General features: G+C 74.2%; 18 protein-coding genes. 8 read left to right on the top strand and 10 right to left on the bottom strand.

The window, feature by feature from the left end; translation table 11 throughout:
* Positions 1 to 88: 88 nt before the first annotated feature.
* The 4 genes from AB0J21_RS21885 to AB0J21_RS21870 all read right to left on the bottom strand — a co-directional run bounded on the left by AB0J21_RS21885 (position 89) and on the right by AB0J21_RS21870 (position 3,846).
* The gene (locus tag AB0J21_RS21885) at positions 89 to 565 is read right to left on the bottom strand and encodes an NUDIX domain-containing protein (protein ID WP_363147736.1); all 477 of its coding nucleotides are present in this window, start codon (positions 563 to 565) and stop codon (positions 89 to 91) included.
* A gap of 74 nt (positions 566 to 639) precedes the next feature.
* Positions 640 to 2,256, bottom strand: a complete 1,617-nt coding sequence (lnt, locus tag AB0J21_RS21880; protein ID WP_363147735.1) for an apolipoprotein N-acyltransferase — start codon at positions 2,254 to 2,256, stop codon at positions 640 to 642.
* A 118-nt stretch (positions 2,257 to 2,374) separates the two neighbouring features.
* Positions 2,375 to 2,944, bottom strand: coding sequence for a hypothetical protein (locus AB0J21_RS21875; protein ID WP_363147734.1), 570 nt, complete (start codon positions 2,942 to 2,944; stop codon positions 2,375 to 2,377).
* 122 nt (positions 2,945 to 3,066) lie between these two features.
* Complete coding sequence (locus AB0J21_RS21870; protein ID WP_363147733.1) at positions 3,067 to 3,846, bottom strand: aspartate/glutamate racemase family protein; 780 nt, start codon at positions 3,844 to 3,846, stop codon at positions 3,067 to 3,069.
* A 59-nt stretch (positions 3,847 to 3,905) separates the two neighbouring features.
* Here AB0J21_RS21870 and AB0J21_RS21865 point away from each other — a divergent pair, with 59 nt between their 5' ends.
* Positions 3,906 to 5,126: a glycosyltransferase gene (locus AB0J21_RS21865; RefSeq protein ID WP_363147732.1), complete on the top strand. Its 1,221-nt coding sequence runs from the start codon at positions 3,906 to 3,908 to the stop codon at positions 5,124 to 5,126.
* 21 nt (positions 5,127 to 5,147) lie between these two features.
* Here the strand turns inward: AB0J21_RS21865 and AB0J21_RS21860 are convergent, their stop codons facing one another.
* Positions 5,148 to 6,404: a TerD family protein gene (locus tag AB0J21_RS21860; RefSeq protein ID WP_363147946.1), complete on the bottom strand. Its 1,257-nt coding sequence runs from the start codon at positions 6,402 to 6,404 to the stop codon at positions 5,148 to 5,150.
* 315 nt (positions 6,405 to 6,719) lie between these two features.
* On the opposite strand from AB0J21_RS21860, the gene AB0J21_RS21855 reads away from it, so the two are divergent.
* The 4 genes from AB0J21_RS21855 (at position 6,720) to AB0J21_RS21840 (ending at position 11,441) form a co-directional block, all read left to right on the top strand.
* Positions 6,720 to 7,142 (top strand): DUF6643 family protein, encoded by a 423-nt coding sequence (locus AB0J21_RS21855; protein ID WP_363147731.1) that lies wholly within the window; start codon positions 6,720 to 6,722, stop codon positions 7,140 to 7,142.
* Between the two features lie 107 nt (positions 7,143 to 7,249).
* Positions 7,250 to 8,101 (top strand): MOSC N-terminal beta barrel domain-containing protein, encoded by an 852-nt coding sequence (locus tag AB0J21_RS21850; RefSeq protein ID WP_363147730.1) that lies wholly within the window; start codon positions 7,250 to 7,252, stop codon positions 8,099 to 8,101.
* 119 nt (positions 8,102 to 8,220) lie between these two features.
* Positions 8,221 to 8,826: a hypothetical protein gene (locus tag AB0J21_RS21845; protein ID WP_363147729.1), complete on the top strand. Its 606-nt coding sequence runs from the start codon at positions 8,221 to 8,223 to the stop codon at positions 8,824 to 8,826.
* A 158-nt stretch (positions 8,827 to 8,984) separates the two neighbouring features.
* A complete protein-coding gene (locus tag AB0J21_RS21840; RefSeq protein WP_363147728.1) occupies positions 8,985 to 11,441 on the top strand; it encodes a right-handed parallel beta-helix repeat-containing protein in 2,457 nt (818 codons plus the stop codon).
* Positions 11,442 to 11,448: 7 nt separating this feature from the next.
* On the opposite strand, the gene AB0J21_RS21835 is transcribed toward AB0J21_RS21840, so the two are convergent.
* The gene (locus tag AB0J21_RS21835) at positions 11,449 to 13,851 is read right to left on the bottom strand and encodes a hypothetical protein (RefSeq protein WP_363147727.1); all 2,403 of its coding nucleotides are present in this window, start codon (positions 13,849 to 13,851) and stop codon (positions 11,449 to 11,451) included.
* Between the two features lie 309 nt (positions 13,852 to 14,160).
* On the opposite strand from AB0J21_RS21835, the gene AB0J21_RS21830 reads away from it, so the two are divergent.
* Positions 14,161 to 14,985 carry a DeoR/GlpR family DNA-binding transcription regulator gene (locus tag AB0J21_RS21830; protein ID WP_363147726.1) on the top strand — a complete coding sequence of 275 codons (825 nt, stop codon included), beginning with the start codon at positions 14,161 to 14,163 and terminating at the stop codon, positions 14,983 to 14,985.
* A gap of 13 nt (positions 14,986 to 14,998) precedes the next feature.
* Here AB0J21_RS21830 and AB0J21_RS21825 read toward each other — a convergent pair whose 3' ends face one another.
* On the bottom strand, positions 14,999 to 16,141 hold the full coding sequence (locus AB0J21_RS21825; RefSeq protein WP_363147725.1) for a PLP-dependent cysteine synthase family protein: 1,143 nt from the start codon (positions 16,139 to 16,141) through the stop codon (positions 14,999 to 15,001).
* Positions 16,142 to 16,794: 653 nt separating this feature from the next.
* Between AB0J21_RS21825 and AB0J21_RS21820 the strand changes: the two genes are divergently transcribed.
* A complete protein-coding gene (locus AB0J21_RS21820) occupies positions 16,795 to 17,343 on the top strand; it encodes an ATP-binding protein (RefSeq protein ID WP_363147945.1) in 549 nt (182 codons plus the stop codon).
* 111 nt (positions 17,344 to 17,454) lie between these two features.
* Here the strand turns inward: AB0J21_RS21820 and AB0J21_RS21815 are convergent, their stop codons facing one another.
* Together AB0J21_RS21815 and AB0J21_RS21810 are read right to left on the bottom strand one after the other, a co-directional pair.
* Complete coding sequence (locus tag AB0J21_RS21815; protein ID WP_363147724.1) at positions 17,455 to 18,696, bottom strand: ROK family protein; 1,242 nt, start codon at positions 18,694 to 18,696, stop codon at positions 17,455 to 17,457.
* Positions 18,697 to 18,792: 96 nt separating this feature from the next.
* Entirely contained in the window at positions 18,793 to 19,452 is a 660-nt protein-coding gene (locus AB0J21_RS21810) for an alpha-ketoglutarate-dependent dioxygenase AlkB (RefSeq protein WP_363147723.1), read from the bottom strand.
* Between the two features lie 346 nt (positions 19,453 to 19,798).
* On the opposite strand from AB0J21_RS21810, the gene AB0J21_RS21805 reads away from it, so the two are divergent.
* The gene (locus AB0J21_RS21805) at positions 19,799 to 21,127 is read left to right on the top strand and encodes an MFS transporter (RefSeq protein WP_363147944.1); all 1,329 of its coding nucleotides are present in this window, start codon (positions 19,799 to 19,801) and stop codon (positions 21,125 to 21,127) included.
* Between the two features lie 132 nt (positions 21,128 to 21,259).
* On the opposite strand, the gene AB0J21_RS21800 is transcribed toward AB0J21_RS21805, so the two are convergent.
* Complete coding sequence (locus AB0J21_RS21800; RefSeq protein ID WP_363147722.1) at positions 21,260 to 22,231, bottom strand: TetR/AcrR family transcriptional regulator; 972 nt, start codon at positions 22,229 to 22,231, stop codon at positions 21,260 to 21,262.
* Positions 22,232 to 22,341: the final 110 nt, after the last annotated feature.

The following is a 22,341-nucleotide window of genomic DNA, read 5'->3' as shown; positions in this document are numbered from 1 at the left end:
GCACCAACGCCTCGTCAACGTGACCTCCTCCCGCCGGGAGCGGGCGCTCTGTTGACGAGGCGTCGGGCCGGCCGGGGACGCCGTGGCCTCAGGAGGCGGCGGGGCTGAACCACGTGGGACCGCCGGACAGGGCCTGCTTGATGCGGAAGTGGGAGAAGTCGGCGAGCGGCGGCAACGCGTCCAGGGAGTACCAGCCGACCTCCAGGGACTCGTCGTCGCCCACCCGCGCCTCGCCGCCGGTGGCCCGGCACAGGAAGGTGATGTCGATGAACTGGCAGCGGTCGCCGTTGGCGTAGGTCACCGGCCGCAGCGTTTCGACCAGGACGAGTCGCTCGGCGACGCAGTGCACGGAGGTCTCTTCGAGGACCTCCCGCACGACCGTCTCCGCGGGCTGCTCCCCGGGCTCGCAGATCCCCGCGGGAAGAGCCCACTTCCCGGTGTCCGCGCGCCGGCCGAGCAGAAGACGGCCCTCGGCGTCGAGGACGACAGCGTTGACACCGGGCAGCAGGAGCAGTTCGTTGCCGATGTTCTCGCGCAGCTTGAGGATGAATTCGGGAGTCGCCATGGACAGACCCTAACGTCCCGGAAAACGGCTGCGGGCCAGGGCCCGGGGCCCTGACCCGCACCGTTGTTCCGGCACTACGCCCCCGATGTCCGCTCCCGGTCGCGGCGGCGGCGGACCGCCGCGGTGACCGTCCAGCCGAGCCCCGCGGCGGCCACCAGGACCAGCAGCGCCTCGGGGAGGGTGCCCATACGGGTCGCGGGGGTCCGCGAGGTGCGCAGCGGCACCTCGTCGACGAGGGTGTCCGGGGTGAACATCCCGGTCTTGCGCACGATGCGCCCGTCGGGGCGGATGACGGCGCTGACGCCGCTGGTCACGGGCACGGTGACGCTGCGGCTGTGCTCGACCGCCCGGACCCGGGACATCGCGAGCTGCTGGTAGGTCATCTCGCTGCGGTCGAAGGTCGCGTTGTTGCTCGGCACCGAGATCATCTCGGCGCCGTGCGTGACGGTGTCGCGCACGTCCCAGTCGAAGGCCGCCTCGTAGCACGTGGCGATACCGACCTTGGTCCCGTCCATCGTGAAGACGCCCGGCTCGTCGCCCCGGCTGAAGTCCTGGGCGACCATGGTGGTCCAGCTGTCGTTGATCTTGGCGAGCAGCGAGCGCATCGGGAGGTACTCACCGAAGGGCTGGATCTGCCGTTTGTCGTAGGTGGCGGTGGGGCCCTGCGCCGGGTCCCACAGGATCTGCTCGTTGTAGAGCTTGCCGTCCGCCTTCAGGACGACGCCGCCGACGGAGATGGGCGCCCCGACCGCCTTGGCGGCCTCGTCGATGACCTCGCTCGCGTCGGGGTTGCGGAAGGGGTCGATGTCGGAGGAGTTCTCCGGCCACAGCACGAAGTCGGGCTGCTTGACCTTCCCGGCCCTGATCCGCGCGGCGAGCCGCTTCGTCTCCTTGACGTGGTAGTCGAGTACGGCGCGACGCTGCTCGTTGAAGCCGAGGCCGGCGCGCGGCACGTTGCCCTGGACCACGGCGACGGTGGCGGTGCCGTCCTCGGCGCGGTCGGAGACGAGCGGGCGGGCCGCGAACGCCGCGCCGACCGGGACGAGGACGGCGAGCCCGGCGGTGAGCGCGGTGGCCCGGGGCAGGACGCCGTCCCGGCGGTACGCGAGGGCGGCGCGGACAGCGGCGTACAGGCCGAATCCGCACAGCGCGACGGCGAAACCGAGGACGGGGGTGCCACCGAGGGCGGCGAGCGGGAGGAAGACCCCGTCGGCCTGGCCGAAAGCGATCTTGCCCCACGGGAAGCCCCCGAACGGGAACCGCGCCCGGGCCGCCTCCCCCGCCGTCCACAGCGCGGCGGCCCACAGCGGCCAGCCCGGCAGCCGGGTCACCGGGGCGACGGCGGCCCCGACAAGGGCCAGGAACACGGCCTCGGCGGCGGCGAGCGCGAGCCAGGGGCCGGAACCCACCTCGACCCCGGTCCACACCAGCAGGGGCAGGAAGAAGCCGAGGCCGAAGAGGTAGCCGAGGCCGAGCCCCGCCTTCCAGGTGCGGCCGTGCAGGACCCGGGCGAAGGCGGCGAGGGCCGGCAGAGCCAGCCACCACACGGTGCGCGGCGGGAAGCTCAGGTACAGCAGCAGCCCGGCGAGGGCGGAGACGACGGCGGGCGCGAGGCGGCGCAGCAACCGCTCTCCCCGGCGGGCGGGGCCGGGGGGCGCGGAGTCGTCCAGCGGGGTGAGGGTGACGGTCACTCTCCGGAGTCTACGGCGCGCCCGGGCCGCACCGGGGTGTGGCCTTCCCCTCATACGCTGATCGCGAGGACCGGGGCATGTGAAAGGCGCGCCCCCTTGAAGGGGGCGCGCCTCGGGGTCAGGTGCCCGGTGCGGCGGCGGGGCCGCCGTAGAGACGCAGGCGTCTGCGGATCTCGCGCACGGCCGCCTCGGCGTCGTCGACGGTGAAGGTGAATTTGCGTCCGTCGCCCAGACGCAGCACGACGCCCTCGCCGCGGCGGACGACGACGGCCGTGCCCCTCTCCGGCCGCCAGCGGTAGCCGTACCCGCCCCAGTGGCGCGGGGTGACGGAAGGATCGAAGTCGGCCTGCACCACGTGGGAGAGCGGGATCACGCGGCGCGGCACCCCGATGTGGCCGCAGCGGACCTCCAGGGTGTCGTGGTCGACGCGGACCGCGACGCTCACGAAGGCGAGCGTGCCGAAGAGAATGAGCAGCCCGGCCAGCAGGCAGCCGACCACCGAGACGGCGAGCGCCGCGACGCCGGAGCTCCAGCTGGAGTTCACGGCCAGGGCGATGCCCAGGGCCAGACAGGCGGCGCCCGCGAGCGCGAGCACCCACTGCGCGTGGTTGGTTGCGCGGCCCTCCCAGACCTCGGGGTGAGCCCCGCTGTCGTCCCGGGCGGCCTCGTCGTGGGGTGGGTACCTCATGGCGTTGAGGGTACTCAGGTTCCGCCGCGAAGGCGCCTTGTCGCGCACCGTGACCCGCGTCCCTTTTCTCCGGGAAAGATCCTTCGCGCTCGCCGAGGGGGAGGATCCCCGGTCGGCAGGCGTCAGCGGGCGGCGCCCACTCCGCTCAGCAGACGGCCCTCGGCGTACCGGAGGGCGGCGGGCGGCAGGCTGCCCTCCTGCCCGTTGAGCAGGACCGTGAGTCCGCCCGTTCGGGTGAGGTCGGGGCTGCTCGCGACGCGCCGCAGGGCCTGGGCGGCGACCGCCCCCGCCGAGCCGTGCAGGACGAGCGGGGGTTCGCCGGGGCCACGCAGGGCGGCGCGGATGCGGTCGGCGACGAGTTCGTAGTGGGTGCAGCCCAGGACGACGGTCGGGATCTCGCGCGGCGTGCGGGCGGCCGCGGCGGCGACGGCGGCGTCGATCGCCGCCTCGTCGGCCTGCTCGACGGCGTCGGCCAGTCCCGGGCAGGGCACCTCGGTGACCTCGACGCCGGCGGCGAACTCGGCGATCAGTCCGCGCTGGTAGGCGCTGCCGGTGGTGGCGGGGGTGGCCCAGATCGCGACGGGGCCGCCGCCGGTCGCGGCCGGCTTGATCGCGGGGACGGTGCCGATCACGGGGAGGCCGGGCTCGAAGCGGGCGCGCAGCGCGGGCAGGGCGTGCACCGTGGCGGTGTTGCACGCGACCACGAGGGCGTCCGGACGGTGGGCGGCGGCGGCCTCGGCGACGGCGAGGGCACGCCGCGTGAGGTCCTGTGGGGTACGGGGTCCCCAGGGCATTCCCTCGGGGTCGCTGGAGAGGAGGAGGTCGGCGTCGGGCCGCAGTCCGCGGAGGACGGCAGCGGCCGGAAGCAGACCGATTCCGGAGTCCATGAGCGCGATCTTCACCCGCTCACCATAGTCGAAGGGCCGGTGCGCCTCCCGGGCGTGGTGGCAGACTGCGGCGGATGAGCGTCGTCGTGTGGATCTCCGTTGTCTCCCTCGCCGCCTGGCTGTGGCTGCTGCTGGGCCAGGGCTTCTTCTGGCGTACCGACGTGCGGTTGCCGCCCCGGCGTGATCCCGCGCGCTGGCCCTCGGTGGCGGTCGTGGTGCCCGCCAGGGACGAGGCGGAGGTGCTGCCGCTGAGCCTGCCCTCCCTGCTGGAGCAGGAGTATCCGGGGCGCGCCGAAGTGGTGCTGGTGGACGACGGGAGCACGGACGGGACCGGGGAACTGGCCCGGTCCCTGGCCTCGGCCTACGGCGGGCTGCCGCTGCGGATCGTCTCACCGGGAGAGCCGCCGAGCGGCTGGACGGGAAAGCTGTGGGCGGTGCGGCACGGGATCTCCCTGGCCGGGGAGCGGGAACCGGAGTTCCTGCTGCTGACGGACGCGGACATCGCGCACGAGCCGGACAGCCTGCGGTCGCTGGTGGCGGCGGCGGAGGGGAACGGCCTCGACATGGTGTCGCAGATGGCGCGCCTGCGGGTGGCGAGTCTGTGGGAGCGCATGGTGGTGCCTGCCTTCGTCTACTTCTTCTCGCAGCTCTATCCCTTCCGGTGGATCAACCGGCCGGGGGCGCGGACGGCGGCCGCGGCCGGGGGCTGCGTCCTGCTGCGCACGAGCACCGCTGTCGCGGCGGGGGTGCCGGATGTGATCCGGCAGTCGGTCATCGACGACGTCGCCCTCGCGCGGGCCGTGAAGCGCGGCGGCGGGCGGATCTGGCTGGGCCTGGCCGAGCGGGTGGACAGCGTGCGGCCGTACCCGCGGCTGGCCGACCTGTGGCGCATGATCGCGCGCAGCGCCTACGCGCAACTGCGCCACCGGCCGCCGGTCCTGCTGGGGACGGTGCTCGGTCTGGCGCTGGTCTACCTGGTGCCGCCGCTCGCCCTCGTCGCCGGTCTGGCCGCGGGTGACGCTGCGGTGGCGGCGGCCGGGGCGGCGGCGTGGCTCGTGATGACGGCGACCTACCTGCCGATGCTGCGCTACTACCGTCAGTCCCCGCTCCTGTCGCTGCTCCTGCCGGTCACCGCGTTCCTGTACCTGCTGATGACGGTGGACTCGGCGGTGCAGCACTACCGGGGCCGGGGCGCGGCCTGGAAGGGCCGCACCTACACACGGCCCGAGCCGGAGGCCGCACCCCCGGGGCCGGGCGTCGTGGGGCCGGAGGCCGGCAGCGTGCGGGAGGGCTGAGCCGGCGCGGGGACGGCCGGGTCACTTGCGGCCGGGCCGCCAGTCGAGCCCCCAGCCGTAGGCCTGGTCGACGGTGCGCTGGGGGCTGACACCGGGCGCGGGGACGAGGTAGCGGGCCTCGCGGCGCACGACGAGTTCGCCCCGGTCGTGGGTGAGCAGGGCGAGGGCGCACACCGTGGAGGGCACGGTGCACTCGTCGAGGAAGAACTCGACGGGCGCTCCGTACCGGGGGCGCAGGGTCACGGTGGCGTGCAGGCCGGCGAAACCGCTCGCGCCCTCGTAGACGGTGACGAAGACCAACAGGCGGCGCAGCTCGGCGCGGTGGTCGAGGTTCACCGTCAGGTTCTCGCCGCTCGCGAGGGTGCCGCTGCGGTCGTCGCCGTCGAGGAGGACCCAGGGCGGCCGGTGGAGTGAGCCGAAGGCGTGGCCGAGTGCCTGGACGACACCTTTGCGTCCGTCGGCGAGTTCGTAGAGGGCGCACAGGTCGAGGTCGACGGCGGCGGGCGGGGCGAGGGCGCGCGCGAGCCCGGCCCGCCAGCCGCCGCCCTGCCGCGAACCCGCGGGGCGCCAGGTGAGGTTGACGTGCAGCGTGCCCGAGGAACCGCCTTGTTTGGCCAGCGAGACGGAGGGCGTCTCCTTGGTGAGAGTGACCTTGGCCGGGCGCGCGGGGGCGGGCGGGGGAGGCGGCGTCCTCGGCGGTGTCCGCGGATGTGGGGTGGCGGGTCCGGGCAACTGCGCCACCGCCCGGGCCGGTTGGCGCGGGGGGACGTCGAGGCCGTGCTCCGCGGCGAGCCGGTCGAGGCCCTCGCTCCAGCCCTGGCCGACCGCGCGGAACTTCCAGGCGCCGTGGCGCCGGTACAGCTCCCCGAGGACGTAGGCGGTTTCCGTGGTGGCGTCCGAGGGCGCGAAGCGTGCGAGTTCCTGGCCGTCGGCCGCGTCCAGGAGGCGGACGAAGAGGGCCTGGACGTCACCGAAGGCGCCTGCCTCGGCCGAGACGGCGAAAGCGAGACGCTCGATCCCGGGGGCGACCTCGTCGAGACGTACGGTCAGGGTCTCCACCTCGCCCTCCGGGGCCGTACGGCGGCCCTCGTGGCGGACGGCGGCGCCGGGCCCGGCGGGTTGGCCGGCGCGGACGAGGTCGCGCTCGTCCTTGACCCGCCCCTCCCCGGTCAGCAGGAGCGCCAGGGCGTGCGGGCGCGGGGCGCCCGGCCCCTCACGCCATCCGATCTCCACGCGCAGTCCGCTCGCACGGACGGGGAGGTTGGAACCCTTGGGCATCGACACGGCGCCCCCTCTCTTTCCGGAATCGTGCCGGACCCGCCCCGGCCCCGTCCCGCACTCGTTCCGACTCGTTCCGGCTGTCCCGCGCGTCGGCGACGGCCGGTCGGGGAAGCACCACTGACGGGCCGAAGGTTCTGCCGTCCAACCGCCGGTAACCGGTAAGGAACACGCAATTTACGTGCTTTCCCCGGGCCTGGATGACCGATTTGATCGACTTCGATCACATTGCAGCTATCGAGTCGCCAGCGAGACACAAAACAACCTTCTTATCGGTCTCCCCAACCAGCACATCGTGGGCTTAACTTATGTGCCATGACCTCCCCCCGCCCCACTTACGGCAGCGGCTACTACTCCGCGCCGTCTTTCCCGGACACTCCGATCTACGACTCGCTCGTGGCGGAGCGGGGCACGCCGCAGATCGCGCCGATCCGGGTGCCGTCCCTGTACGAGCCGAGCAGTAACCTGCCCGCTCTCCCGTCGGCTCTGCCGGCCCTGCCGGCGGCGCCCGCGCCCCCGGCCCCTCCTTCGTATTACGGGTACCCGCAGGCGTCCCAGCCGGCACCGCTCCAGCAGGCTCCGGCGCCGTACATCCCGCAGCAGGCCGGCGGGCAGCGCGCGCCCTACCCCGGGCCGCCGCAGCAACAGGCGTACCGCCCCGCGCCGCCGCAGGGCTACGAGGCCGCGCGCCCCGCGCCCTACGAGGACCCGTACAACCGTCCGTACCGGGGTTACTGAGGCCCTGGCACCGCCCCGGCAGCCCGCGCCCGGCCCCGCACCGCCCCCGCCCGGGGCCAAGGGGGGACCGGGCGCGACGCGTCATGGCGCAGTGGAAGGATGGGGGCATGGCCGGACCCGTACTGCACTCCGTGCACATCCATCCCCTCAAGGCGGCGCGCGCCCTCGACCGCGAGGCCGTGCTCGTCGAACGCTGGGGCCTCGCAGGTGACCGCCGGTGGATGCTCGTGGACCCGGACGGGAAGCTGATCACCCAGCGCGAGGAGCCCCGGCTCGCCCTGCTCACGGCGGCCCCGCGCGCGGACGGGTCTCTCGTGCTGTCGGCCCCGGGGGCCGAGCCGCTGGCGGTGACGGTCCCCGAGCCCGTCGCCACCGTGCCGGTGCGGGTGTTCAGGACCAAGGTCGAGGCCGTGCTCGCCGCCGAGTCGGCGAGCACGTGGTGCGGGGCGTACCTCGGCAGGCCGGTGCGCCTGGTCCACCTGGACGATCCAGCGGTACGGCGGCCGATCGATCCGGCGTACGCACGGCCCGGCGAGACCGTGTCCTTCGCGGACGGCTACCCGCTGCTGCTCGCCACGACCGCCTCCCTCGACGCCCTCAACTCCCTGATCTCCCAGGGCGATCTGCCCGACGAGGGGCCGGTGCCGATGAGTCGTTTCCGGCCGAACCTGGTCATCGAGGGCACCGAGCCCTGGGCCGAGGACGGCTGGTGGCGCATACGCGTCGGCGAGGTGCTCTTCCGGGTCCCGAAACCCTGCTCACGCTGCATCGTCACGACGACCGACCAGCTCAGCGCCCGGCGGGGCAAGGAACCACTGCGCAGCCTGGCCAGGCACCGCAGGTCCCCGGGCAACGGCGCCCTGTTCGGTACCAACCTGATCCCGGAGTCGTCCGGAACCGTACGGGTCGGGGACGCACTCACCGTGCTGGAGCGCGCCACCCCGCCGGTCTTCGCATAGCCGACCGCGACCCGGGAACCCGGGTCGCGGGTACGGCCGTTGTCAGCGAGGAGGCCGAGGGGGGCGGCACAGCCGCTCCACCACCGCAGTACGGGGCAGACGCGGAAGAGGTGCCAGGGGTGCGAGCGATCGCGGGGCTGTGGAGGTGGCGGAACAATCCGCTGCGCCGCACGACCGATCTGGTCGAGGGCTGGACCGGCCTGCTCGCCGTGGTCTTGGTGGTGCTGCTCACCCCGCTCGCCGGCGTCCTCGTCGGCACCCGGACCGGTGACGCGCTGCAGCAGACCGTGCGCGCCCAGCAGCAGGACCGGCACCGGGTCACGGCCACCGTGCTGCGGCCCGCCGGTTCGGTGCGCTTCGACACCGATCCCGAGTCGACCAACGGACGCGTCGGTGACGTCCGCGTGTTCGCCGCGTGGACCGGTCCTGACGGGGTGCGGCACAAGGGCGAGGCCGTCGCCACGCTGTCCCGTCCGAGGGCGGGCGACGCCTTCCCGGTGTGGACCGACGACCGCGGCCGGCTCATGGACCGGCCACTGGACACCGCGACCGCCCAGGCGCACGCCGCCCTCGCGGGCATCGGGGCGGCCACCGCGGCGGCCGGGCTGCTGGAGGGCCTGCGCCGGCTCCTGATGTGGCGCGTCCACCGGCAGCGGCTCGCCGCGTGGCAACGCGACTGGGCGCGGGTCGGTCCCGACTGGGGGCGCGCGGGCGCGGGAAGCTGACGGACCGGCGGTGACCAGGACCCGGGACCGGTCAACTCGCCCTCGTCGCACACGCTACGGTGGACCGGCCGCCGTCCTGATGACGGGGCGGGGGCCGCCGTCCACGCGGGCGGCCCGACACGAACCCGCGTACGCACGAGGTGGGGGCACAGCAGCGCATGGCACAGGGCACGGTCCAGGTGACGCACGCCGGTACGTCGCGGTGGCGGCGCCGCACAGGCGAGTACGGCTCGCTCGCCGCCGCCCTGGAGGCCGCAGGCGACGGCGACGTCCTCACCATCGGTCCCGGGACCTACCGGGAGAACCTCGACATCCGGCGCGCGGTGGTCCTGCGCGGGGTCGACGGCTCGGCGGGCCCCGTCCGCATCGCCCCCGCCGACGGCGTCCCGCTGACACTGCGCGCCTCGGCCGAGGTCCACGACCTGCACATCGAGGGCCAGGACGCGGCCGCCCCGGCTGTCCTGATCGAGGACTGCGCGCCCGATCTGGAGGGGCTGCGCATCCTGACCCGGTCCGCCGCCGGCATCGAGGTGCGGGGCGGGGCGCGGCCCACGGTGCGGCACTCCTCGATCGACAACGCGGGCGGTATGGGGATCGCCGTGCTGGACGGGGCGGGCGGCGTGTTCGAGGAGTGCGAGGTGGTCGCGGCGGGCCAGTCCGGTGTGGTGGTGCGCGAGGGCGCGCACCCCCGGCTGGAGCGCTGCCGCGTGCACCACGCCTCCGGCTCGGGACTCGCGGTCAGTGGCGAGAACAGTGCTCTGGAAGCGCTCAGTTGTGAGATCTACGAGATCAAGGGGTCCGCGATCCAGGTCACGGGGCGCGCCGCCGCGCACCTGACGGACTGCGCGGTGCACCGGACGAGTGCCAACGGCGTGACGCTGGACACCGACGCGGTGCTGACTCTCGCCGACTGCCGCATCCATGACATCCCGGAGAACGCGATCGACCTGCGTTCGCGCTCGGTGCTGACGCTGACGCGTTCCACGGTGCGGCAGTTCGGGCGCAACGGGCTGTCGGTGTGGGACCCCGGCACCCGGGTGGACGCCAACCAGTGCGAGATCCACGACAGTACGGGCGACTACCCGGCGGTCTGGGTCAGTGACGGGGCGACGGCGGTGCTCGACTCCTGCCGCGTGCACGACGTACCGGACGCCCTGTTCGTCCTGGACCGGGGCTCGCGGGTCGACGTGGTCGACAGCGATCTCTCCCAGGTGCGCAACACGGCCGTGTCGGTGAGCGACGGGGCGACCGCCCAGCTCGACGACTGCCGGATCACCAGGGCCTCGACGGGTGCCTGGTTCCGGGACCACGGCAGCGGTGGCACGCTCAGCGGCTGCACGGTGGACGAGGTGCAGACCGGGGTGATCGTGACCAAGGGCGCCGATCCGACCGTCGACCGCACGACGGTCTCCTCGGCGGCCGAGGCCGGCTTCTACGTGTCGGCCGACGGGCGCGGCACGTTCTCCGCCTGCCGGGTGAGCGACAGCGCGGGCTACGGCTTCCACATCATCGGTGGCGACCGCACGACGCTGCGCCGCTGCCGTACCGAGCGCTGCGCCCGCGGCGGCTACGAACTGCCCGAGGGCTCCGCCGTCGGCGGCCCCGCCGTGGAGGACTGCACGAGCGACGAGAGCGCGAGCGGCGCCTCGGCGCGTCCCGCCGCCGTGCCCTCTTCCTTCGCCCCCGCCGGCGGGACGCAGCCGGTGCTGCGCGAGGTGGAGACCACCGCGCCCGGCGTGGGTCTGCTGGGCGGGGTGCCGGGACCGCGCACCGCTCCGGTCCCGCAGGAACAGGCGCCCGCCGTCCGCAGCTCCGAGGACGTGCTCGGTGCGCTGGACGCGCTGGTGGGCCTGGAGAGCGTGAAGCGCGAGGTGCGCGCGCTGACGGACATGATCGAGGTGGGCCGGCGCCGCCAGGAGGCCGGCCTCAAGGCGGCCTCCGCGCGTCGGCACCTCGTGTTCACCGGCTCCCCCGGCACCGGCAAGACGACGGTGGCCCGGCTGTACGGGGAGATCCTGGTCGCGCTGGGCGTACTGGAGAAGGGGCACCTGGTCGAGGTCTCCCGGGTGGATCTGGTCGGCGAGCACATCGGCTCGACGGCGATCCGCACCCAGGAGGCCTTCGACCGGGCCCGGGGCGGTGTGCTGTTCATCGACGAGGCCTACGCGCTGTCCCCGGAGGACTCGGGGCGGGACTTCGGCCGGGAGGCCATCGACACCCTGGTCAAGCTGATGGAGGACCACCGGGACTCGGTCGTGGTGATCGTCGCCGGTTACACGGCGGAGATGGAGCGCTTCCTCTCCGTCAATCCGGGGGTGGCCTCGCGTTTCTCGCGGACCATCACCTTCGGCGACTACGGGCCCGGTGAGCTGCTGCGGATCGTGGAGCAGCAGGCCGAGGAGCACGAGTACCGGCTGGACGAGGGGACGGCGGACGCGTTGCTGAAGTACTTCACCGCCCTCCCGAAGGGGCCGGGGTTCGGCAACGGGCGTACCGCCCGGCAGACCTTCGAGGCGATGGTGGAACGGCATGCCGGGCGGGTCGCGCAGATCGAGCGGCCGGACACCGACGACCTGACGCTGCTGTACCCGCAGGACCTGCCCGACCTTCCCTGAGCCCGGCTCAGCCCTCCCTCGGCGCCGGACTGATGCCGGGGGCGGCGCCGAGCCGTCCGGCGCCCTTCGGCTGACGCGGCAGGACCCCGCCGGCCGGCAGGCGGTCGAGGAGTGCGCCGCGTTCCCGGTCGAAGGACGGATCGGCCTGGTAGTCGCCGTGCCCGAGGATCGGGGTGGGCAGCGGGTGCTGGTCGTCGCGACCGTAGGCGAGCGGGTCGCGCAGGGGGGCGGCGTCGACCTCCGGGATCCGCACGGGGCCGCCGATGGGGTCGGTCTCCCGGTACAGGTTGCGCCAGCAGTAGGCCTCCTCGTGCAGTGAGCGCAGTGCCTGCGGCCCGAAGTGGGCGGGGAACCAGCGGCCGTACAGCCGCTCCAGCGGGGAGCCGTAGGTCAGGAGAGCGACGCGGCCCCTGGCCGGGGCGGGCAGTTGCCAGGCGGCGGCCGCCGCGAGGACGCTGCCCTGCGAGTGGCCGGACAGGACGAGCCGGCCCCGGGTGCGGGCCGTCCAGGTGGCCATCCGCCAGGTCAGGTCGGGCACGGCGCGTTCCGCGTAGCAGGGCGGGGCGAAGGGGTGGGCGGCGCGCGGCCAGAAGGTGCCGACGTCCCACAGGATGCCGATGGTCCTGCGGGCCGAGGCGTCGCGGTAGGCGCGCCGGCCCCAGGTGACGAGCAGTATGAAGCCGAGCCCGATGAGCCAGGAGCCGAGCGCCTGGCTGGACTGGGCGATGCCGTGCACGAGGGCGGGCGCCCCGCTCGCGGCCCTGCCGGGCACCTCTCCGGTGGCCCAGGCCCCCAGGAGGGCGCCCGCGCCCAGGACCAGCGTGCAGGCGGAGCTGAGCCCGAGCACAAGCGGGGCCCGGTCGGTGAGCGCGGCCGCGGAGCGCGCGAGGGCGATGGCCCGGGTGCGGGCCTCGTCATGCGGTTCGCCGGGGTAGTCCGCCGTCACCTGGTCGAGTCCGGCCCGGGTGCGGCGGTAGGTGAGCAGGCCGAGCCAGGCGGCGAGGAGCAGCAGGATCAGCAGCATGGGCGGGAGGACCGCGGCCTGCCAGGACAGGACGACGGGCGGTCCGGACATCGGCCCGGCGCCCTGGCCGGGGGTCGCGTCGCCGTCCAGCCAGTCGGCGACGCGCTGGGCCACGCCGCCGCTCATGATGCCGCCGAGTGCGCAGGACAGCATCGCGACGGCGGGGCCGCCGAGGCCGCGCAGGACGGTACGGGGATCGGGGGCGCTGCGGTGCAGGAGAGCGGCCACCACGGCGAGGACCACGATCAGGAGCCCCTGGGCGAGGGAGAGCGCTCCGAAGAGGGCGTCACCCGGCAGGGCGCCCGTGGAGCGCCAGTCGGGGCGGTCCCCCACGGCGTACCCGACGGTCGCCAGGAGCAGGGCGAGCGCGGCGAGGGGCAGCAGCCGGACCACGGCACGGTCGAGTCCCGTGTCGAGCCGCCGTTCGCTGCGCCCCCTGCGGCACACGACCGCGACGACGACGGCGCCGAGCACCACGTACAGCACGCACAGCAGCTGTCCGAGGACCGCGGGGCCGCCGCCGTGCCGGGTGTCGTGGCCGGTGACCGCCGTGCCGAGGGCGGCGGCGACGGTGAGCAGGGCGGCGGCGGTGTGCGCGGCGCGCAGCCGGGCGACGATGCGCCGGCCGTACCAGAAGCCGGGACGGCCGAGGTTCGGGCCGCCGGCGGGCTCCGGTTCCCCGGCGCTCCCGGGGTCGGCGGCGGGCTGTTCCCCGGCGTCCTCGGGCCGCGGCAGCGGCCGCTGCGACTCGTACCGGCTCCAGGTCTTGTGCCCCAGGTACCAGAGCAGTCCGGTCAGGGCGAGAGGGACGAGGGCGGCGAGGGAGAGGCGGCGGCCGGGCTGGGTCCACCAGTCGCCGGGTGAGGTGTGCGGGGACAGGAAGCCGAGCCAGGAGCGGGTGCCCCCGCAGGCCGCCGTCCCGGCGCACTGCCAGGCCGTCAGGTCGAGGGCCACCTCGCAGGCTGCGGCCACGAGCAGGACGGTGAGGCTGAGCCCGACCAGTCGCACCAGCAGGCCGTACAGGCGCAGGAGCCGGGGGCGGCGGTGCGCGTCGGGGCGCATCCAGTGGGACAGGTTGATCACCATGAACGGCAGCAGGAGCAGCCACAGGGCGCGGCTGCCGTTGCCCGAGGTGAGGTTGCACCACACGTACGCCTCCTGGACCGGCTCACCGGCCGGCGCGGGGGCGGCCCCCTCCCGGGGCGGTGCGGAAGGGGGCCCGGCCCGGCCGGCCTTCGTGTCCCTGGCGCGCCGGAACATCGCGGCGACCTCGTCGCCCGCCACCCGCACGGTGGCGGGGTCGTCGAGCATCTCGCCGGGGGTGGTGCCCCCGACTCCGTGGACCAGCAGTTCGAGGGCGGTCTCGTCCCCCGTGTCTGACTGCACGCGCTGTTCTCCCTTGTCCTCCCTCGCGGAACCGTCGTGCCGCTACGGTGCGGTCGGCGCTCCGCGTGCCCGGACGGCGCCGGGCCTGTCATGTGCAGGTACAAGAATCCAGGTCCGGGTCGCGGGACGCACCCCTGCGGGCCCAATCCCCCTGATTCGAGTGAATGTGCCGCCTGACTCGGCGTCCGCGAGGTGCCGTGGGAGGATGAGGCAGCCCGGTCGGGCGACGAGTTGCGGGAACGCGGCCCGCGTCCCGGTGGCGGAGAAGGCGGTGACGGTGGCACACAGATGCGGAAGGACCGGGCGGACGTGAGCGAGAACCTGAACCTCCTCGCGGAGCAGCGGCGGGCCGTGATCCTCGACGAGGTACGGCGGCGCGGCGGAGTGCGGGTCAACGAGCTCACGAAACGGCTCGGCGTCTCGGACATGACCGTGCGCCGTGACCTGGACGCGCTGGCCCGTCAGGGCGCGGTGGAGAAGGTGCACGGCGGGGCGGTGCCGCCGACCGAGGCGAGCAGCCACGAGCCGGGCTTCGAAGCCAAGTCGGGTCTTGAGCAGAGCGCGAAGGACACCATCGCGCGCGCCGCCGCCGAACTGGTGGTGCCGGGCCAGGCGATCGCCCTGTCCGGAGGGACGACGACCTTCGCGCTGGCCCAGCGGCTGGCGGACGTCCCGGAACTGACGGTCGTCACGAACTCGGTGCGGGTGGCCGACGTGTTCCACAGCGCGGCCGGCGGCTCCGCGCCTCGCCCCGGTGCGGCGACGGTGGTGCTGACCGGCGGTGTGCGCACCCCCTCCGATTCGCTGGTGGGCCCGGTCGCGGACCGCGCCATCGACTCCCTGCACTTCGATCTGCTGTTCCTGGGAGTGCACGGGATAGCTCCCCAGGCCGGTCTCTCGACCCCCAATCTCGCGGAGGCCGAGACCAACCGGCGGCTGGTGCGCGCCGCCCGCCGGGTCGTGGTCGTCGCCGACCACACCAAGTGGGGCACGGTGGGCCTGAGTTCCTTCGCGCCGCTCGACGCGGTGGACACGCTGGTCACCGACGAGGGTCTGTCGCACGAGGCGCGCGCCGAGGTCAGGGAGCACCTGGACAACCTGGTGATCGCGCAGGCCCCGCCGCTGCGGCAGTGAACCGGGCGGCGGGTCAGGCCCCGTCGGCCGGCCACCGGCCCGTCGCGAGGAAGGCGTCGAGAGCGGCGGTGTAGGGGCCGATGTCGAGTCCCTGCCCGGCGAGCCAGTCGTCGGAGTAGTACTTGTCGAGGTAGCGGTCGCCGGGATCGCACAGCAGGGTCACGACGCTGCCCTTGCGGCCCTCGGCGAGCATGTCCGCGACGATGCGCAGGGCGCTCCACAGCCCGGTCCCGGTCGAGCCGCCCGCCTTGCGTCCCAGGGCCCGCTCCAGGGTCCGTACGGCGGCGACGCTCGCCGCGTCGGGCACCTTCATCATGCGGTCGACGGCGCCGGGCACGAAGCTCGGTTCCATCCGGGGCCGCCCGATGCCCTCGATGCGCGAGGCGTGCTCGCTGGTGGCCGCCGGGTCGTCACGGGTCCAGCCTTCGTAGAAGCAGGAGAAGTCGGGGTCGGCGACGCAGATCCGGGTGTCGTACTGCATGTAGTGCACGTAGCGGCCCAGGGTCGCCGAGGTGCCGCCGGTACCCGCGGTCGCCACGATCCAGGCGGGTTCCGGGTGGCGCTCCAGCCTCAGCTGCTGGTAGATCGACTCCGCGATGTTGTTGTTGCCGCGCCAGTCCGTCGCCCGTTCGGCGTAGGTGAACTGGTCCATGTAGTGGCCGCCGGTCTCCCGCGCGAGGGCCGCCGACTCTGCGTAGACCGTCCGCGGGTCGTCGACGAAATGACAGCGGCCGCCGTGGAACTCGATGAGCCGGCACTTCTCGGGGCTGGTGGTGCGGGGCATGACCGCGATGAACGGGACGCCGATCAGGCTCGCGAAATACGCCTCGGAAACCGCCGTCGAGCCGCTCGACGCCTCCACGACCGGCGCCGAGGGCCTGATCCAGCCGTTGCACAGCGCGTAGAGGAACAGGGAGCGGGCGAGGCGGTGCTTGAGGCTGCCGGTGGGGTGGGTCGACTCGTCCTTGAGGTAGAGGTCGACCTCCCAGTGCGCGGGCAGCGGGAAGCGCAGCAGATGGGTGTCGGCGCTGCGGTTGGCGTCCGCCTGCACCTTGCGCACGGCCTCCTTGAGCCAGGCCCGGTACGCCGGGTCGCTGTGGTCGGCGTCGAGTGTGGGCAGGGGGCCTGCCGGGCGGGTCTGCTGGGGGGTGGTCACCGCGCCGCTCCTCGGGTGGGGCGAGCGGCCGGGCGGCCGTCCGCACTCGGTCGGTGAGGCGATCCTAGACGCATTCGGCACGCTTCTCACCTGCATAAACACCACTTTGAGCTGGCCAAAGGCGCCCCTGGGGCAAACCGGCGGAGACCGGTGGGACAGGGGCGCGTCACGGCGCACCGGGGGCATGTACCGGCGCGGGGGCCGCCGCCTCTGGTGCGGGGCCCGCCCCCTGGAGCAGACTGCACCGAGTCGGACGGCCTGCCGTCCGGCGGTGCGGTGTCCGGCGGGCAGCACCGAGGGGAGGGCGAAATGCGATGCCGTCAGTGGTGCGTCGAACGATCGCACGGCTCGTTCCCCTGACGGTGAAGCCGGGGCCTGAACGGCCGTCCGGTGCGCGGACGGTGTGCGGGGAGCTTCTTCCTCGCCTGGTCCGTGCCGCCGGACCGGGAAACGTGTTCCCGGTCGTGCGGCGCCCGTGGCCGACGAGTTGCGGGCCCGGTGCGGCTGGGCCACTGTGGTCTCACCTCACTCTGGGTCAACCGGCGATGACGCTGCGAACCAGCCACCACCGGTCCCCTGTGTCCCGACGGCGGGCGACCTCCGCCGGGCGCGATCATCGTCTTCTTCCGGACTCACTTCGGGGAGTGGCAGCAGTGATCAGCCAGCCGAGCAGGCATTGCGCGGTGGAGCTTCAGGCCCTGCCGTCGCGGATCGGACAGGTCCGCAGAATCGTGTCGGCGCAGTTGCGTTACTGGCATCTGCACGACCTCATCGACGGAGCGGCGCTCGGTGTCACCGAGTTGCTGACCAACGTCCACCGGCACGCGGAGCCGGACAAGACCTGCACCGTGGAGATCGAGCTGCTGCTCGGCGTCCTCACGGTGTCGGTACGGGACCGGGACCCGCGGGTTCCCGAGATCCGCGAGGCCGGTTCCTCCGAGACCTGCGGGCGGGGCCTCGCCCTGGTCGCCGCTGTCAGCGAGAGCTGGGGCGTGCGGCCCGAGGTGGACCGCGGCAAGGTGGTGTGGTTCACCCTGTCGGCGCCCCCGCGCGAATCCGTGCCCCTGCGGGAACCGGCCCCGGCCGAGGCTCTGCGGCCTCGCTACGCCGCCGCGACGACGTCCGAACCCTTTCCCGCACTGCCCCCGGAACAGGCCGGCACCGCGAGCCGCGGGGTCGTCCGGGCGGCCGCCGTCAGATAGGGCCCGGTCCCGCGCGGGCGCGGGAGCGGCTCCCGCGTCGGACGGGCCGTGACCGCGAAGGGACCGGCCGGCCGCACAGCCGGGGGCGGGTGCGGTGGCGCGCGCCCCGGCTCAGCGGCCGGCGAGGGTCGTCAGCGGGTCGTCGAGGGTCGGCTGCCAGGCCAGTTCCCCGGCGCCGACGAGGCTGTTGTGGTCGAGGGCGGCGGCCAGGATGGGCACGCTGCCGCTGCGCCCCCACAGGCTCCGGTCGGCGACGACGGCCCGCAGCCGTTCCGGGTCGGCCTCGAACAGGGCGCGATGGAGTCCGCCGAGGATGATCCGGTCCGGGTTCAGGAGGTTGACGAGCCCGGCGAGCCCGAGGCCCAGCCGGTCCGTCAGCGCCTCGACGGCGGCCCGCACCCCGGGACTTTTTGGCTCCTGCGCGATCAGGTCGTTGGCCTGCTTGAGCAGGGAGTCCTCCGGGCCGGGCGCCCGGCCCGCCTCGCCGAGGAAGGCCAGCGGATCGGTCTCGACGTCGAGGCAGCCGCGACTTCCGCAGAAGCAGGGACGGCCCTCCGGGTTGACGGTCAGGTGGCCCACCTCCAGGGCCAGCCCTGAACTCCCGGTGTGCAGACGGCCGTTCAGAACGAGGGCGCCGCCGACCCCGCGGTGCCCGGTCGCCACGCACAGCAGGTGCCGGGCGCCGCGTCCCGTGCCGTGCCGGTGCTCGGCCAGGGCCATGAGGTTGATGTCGTTGCCGGTGAACGCGGGCACGTTGAGGCCCGCTTCCCGTACCCGGTCGGCGAAGATCTCCCGTACCGGTGAACCGGCGGGCCAGGCGAGGTGCAGGGGGTTGAGGGCGGTGCCCTCCGGTTCGGCGACCGCCGAGGGAACCGCCAGCCCCGCCCCCACACAGCGGCGCCCGGTGGCGCGCAGCAGGCCGATCCCCGCGTCGACCACCGCGCCGAGGACGTGCGCGGGATCGGGTTCGACGATCTCGCAGCCGGGCGAGGTCGCGACGATCCGCCCGCCGAGCCCGACGAGCGCGGCGCGGTAGCCGTCCGCGTGCACCTGTGCGGCGAGGGCCACGGGACCGTCGGGGTCGGGAGAGAGGCGATGGGAGGGGCGGCCGTGCGACCCGGCCGGGGCGGTCGGCCGGGCGTCCACCCTGATCAGGCCGAGCGCCTCCAGTTCAGCGGCCACGGCGCCCGCCGTCGCCCGCGTGACCCGCAGTTCCGTCGTCAGCACCGCGCGGGTGGGCGCCCGCCCGGTGTGCACGAGTTCCAACGCCGGGCCGAGCGCGGTACGTCCGCGCTCCAGCCGGGTACGGGTGGACCCATCCCCCGCCGCGCGGGGGGCCGCCTTGCCGTTCATACCGGGGAGTCTCCCACGGCGCGCTCCCCTCCCCCGCCGAGCACCTGACCGGCCGTCCCGTGCGGGCGGGCCGTTCCGCCGGGCCGGGTCTCCCGCTCAGCCGGGCAGGCCCGTCATGCGCAGTGTCACGTTGAGACGGCCCCGTGCGAGACCGTCACCGAGATCGCCGGTCCCGGGACGCACCTTGGGCACACCGTGGTAGGCGAAGCGCGAGGGGCCTCCGAAGACGAGCAGATCGCCGGACTCCAGCTCGACGTCGCGGTAGGGCCGGGTGCGGGTCTCGGTGTTGCCGAGCCGGAACACGCAGGTGTCCCCGACGCTCAGGGAGACGACCGGCGCGGAGGAACGCTCGTCCTTGTCCTGGTGCATGCCCATGGTCGCCGCCCCCTCGTAGAAGTTGACCAGGGCGACGTCCGGTGCGTACGCGCGCGCCGCCTCCGGGTCCTCGTACGCGGCGGCCACGGCTTCCCGGCCCAGATCGCGGAGCCAGGAGGGGAAGGGGGCCACCGGCGCTCCGTTCACGTCCTGGGCGGTACGGCTGTAGCGGTAGGGCTGCCAGTGCCAGCCGACACAGACGGTCTGCACGGACATGACGCCCCCGCGTGGCAGCCGGGTGTGGCGCATGGGCACCGGGCCGGTGGCCCAGGCGCGGCAGGCCGCGACCAGTTCGCGACGCCGTTCGGGGCCCAGCCACTCCGGGACGTGCACCGCCCCGGGGGCGAGAACGGAACGCGGACGCGGCAGAAGAGAAGCCATGCTTGCGAGCATCGCACCGGGGACCGACAGCGGGCCGGCCGGGGGCGAGGTCTCGGACGGGCAGGGGGCGCGGTCTGCGCGGGGCTCCGTTCACGGCCGGCCGGACGCCTGGTCCGGCTCGGACAGCGCACCGCACTCGACTCGGCCTCCCGAACCGACGCGGACACCACTTCCCGGCCCGGCCGGGACACCACTCCCCGGTCCGGCCGGGACACCACCTCGCGACCCGACGGGGACACCACCTTGCGGCCCGGAGGGCACGTCCGAGCGGCGGGTTCGGCAAGTGAGCACGGGTTCTCCCTTGTGGGCTCCCTCCCGGGCCGCCTAGTCTGCCTTTGTGCCGCTACTGAACAAAATAGGCCGGGCGAGGGTCGTCACCTCCGACGGTTCCCCCGCCTCCCTCCGGCGCCTACGCGTCGCCATCACCGTCTTCTTCGCCCTCGACGGCTTCGTCTTCGCCGGGTGGGTCGTCCGCATTCCCGCGATCAAGGAGCAGACCGACGCCTCGGCGAGCGCGCTGGGACTGGCGCTGCTCGGGGTCTCCACGGGGGCCGTGGTCACGATGGCGCTGATCGGGCGCGCGTGCCGCCACTACGGCAACCATCCGGTCACCGTGGCCTGCGCGGTACTGCTCTCGCTCGCCATCGCGCTGCCGCCGCTGACGCATTCGGCCTGGGCCCTCGGCGGCGTCCTCCTGATCTTCGGAGTGGGGTACGGCGGGATCAACGTGGCCATGAACAGCGCCGCCGTCGATCTCGTGAACGTGCTGCACCGGCCGATCATGCCGAGCTTCCACGCCGCGTTCAGCCTCGGCGGCATGCTCGGCGCGGGGCTGGGCGGCCTGGTCGCCTCGCATCTCTCACCGACCCGCCACCTTCTGCTGCTCACGGTGATCGGACTGCTCGTCACGGCCGCCGCGGGCCCGGTTCTGCTGGGGCACCGCGCCCCGGGAACCCCCGAGCCGCTGCGCCGGACTCCGGCCCGGCCGGTCAGGACGGGGCCGGCCGCAGACGAGGCTCCGGCGGCGGGGACGTCGGCTACCGCGTCGGCCGCCTCGGCGGACGGCGAGACCGGGGCGGGCAGGCACGACACCCCGGCCGCCGCCCCCGCACGCGGGAACCTGGGCGGTCTCCTGGCCATCCTCGGGCTGACGGCTCTGTGTTCCTCGTACGGCGAGGGGGCGATGGCCGACTGGGGCGCCCTGCACCTGCACGAGGACCTGGACGCGAGCGCGGGTACGGCTTCCGCCGGGTACTCGCTGTTCGCTCTCGCGATGATGGTCGGACGGCTGTCCGGCACGCGTCTGCTGGAGCGGGTGGGCGCCACGGCGACCGTCGTCGGCGGCTCGGTGCTCGCGGCGGCCGGCATGCTGCTCGGCGCCCTGGCCCCTTCGCTGTGGCCCGCCCTTGTCGGCTTCACGTTGATGGGCCTCGGCGTGGCCAACGTCTTCCCCGTCACCATCGGGCGCGCCGGGATCCTCGGCGGCCCGGGCGGGGTCGCGACCGCCTCGACACTGGGCTACGGCGGCATGCTGCTCGGCCCGCCAGCGATCGGCTTCATGGCCGACTGGTTCTCGCTGCCGACGGCGCTGCTCAGCGTGGCGCTGCTCGCCGCCGTGGCCGCCGTGATCGGGTGGACGACGCGCCACGTCGACACCGGCACCAAGACCGCCTGAAGCGGTACCGGCACACGCTCAGGGCGGGCGGGACACCGTCACTCGCACCACGGCCCCCCGGCCCCCCACCGCTGTGCCGTCACTCCCACCGAGGCCGCCCGGCCCCCTGCCCCTCGGGTCCCACCCGCCGGATCACGGCGCGGGGACGGTGCCCGCACCGCCCGCCCCCTCCATCGGGGCGACCAGCCCCACGCTCGCGGCCAGTACGGCCACGGAGCGGACGAAGAAGTCCTCCCGGCTCTCGACGACCCGGTTGAACTGGCCGAAGACCTCGAAGGACACGAGGCCGAAGAGCTGGGCCCAGGCCGCCACCATGGGCATGACGACGGCGGGCGGGAGATCAGGGGCCACCTCGTCGGCGAGCCGGCGCGCCTCGGCCGCCAGGCTCGCGGGCAGCGGCTGCACCGAGAGTCCCGTCTCCCTCCTTCCCTCGCGCACGATGTCGACGAGCAGGACAGCGATCCGCGAGGCGGGTCCCACCGTGGCCGTGGGAGCGGTGTACCCGGGCACGGGCGAACCGTAGATGAGCGCGTACTCCTGGGGGTGCGCGAGGGCCCACTCCCGCACCGCGCGGCATACCGCGACCCAGCGCCCCACGGCGGCCGTCCGGTACGCGGGGTCGCTGTCGGCCAGGGAGGCGGGGAACAGGCCGCCGTCCGGCCCGGCGAGGCCTGCGGACCCTTCGGCCGCCTCCGCGAGACGTGTCACGAAGGAGCGGTCCGCCTCCTCCCCGGCGGCACCGAGCGCGTTGTAGGCGTCGATGATCAGCTCCGTCAGCAGCTCGTCCCGGCTCGGGAAGTAGCGGTAGAGCGCCGAGGACACCATGCCGATCTCCCTGGCCACCGCCCGCAGGGAGAGTTTCGCGGCACCCTCGGCGGCGAGCTGGCGACGGGCCTCGTCCTTGATGACGGCGGTGATCTCCTCGCGCGCCCTGGCCCGCGCCCCGCCGGCCGCCCCCCGCGCCCGGCCACCGGCCGGTCGCGTCGAAGGCTCGCCGTCCCCGGTCGGCTCGACGCCCCCGGTCGGCTCCTCGGCCCCGGTCGGCTCCTCGGCCCCGGCCGGTTGCGCGGGGTACGTCGTTCGGTCCCTGTGTGCAGCGCTCATGCCCTCCATGATGTCAGCGCCAAGAGCACCGGACCAGAACGAGAGCAGGGCATTGAAACGAGAGCACTGCACTTAAGCAAGAGCACCGCTCACAACAGAAAGCAGTGCTC

This window comes from Streptomyces sp. NPDC049954 (assembly GCF_040656295.1).
In the GTDB taxonomy this organism is placed as follows: domain Bacteria; phylum Actinomycetota; class Actinomycetes; order Streptomycetales; family Streptomycetaceae; genus Streptomyces.
Note: the sequence above shows the minus strand (reverse complement) of the source record. Positions and strands in the feature narration are given on the sequence as shown.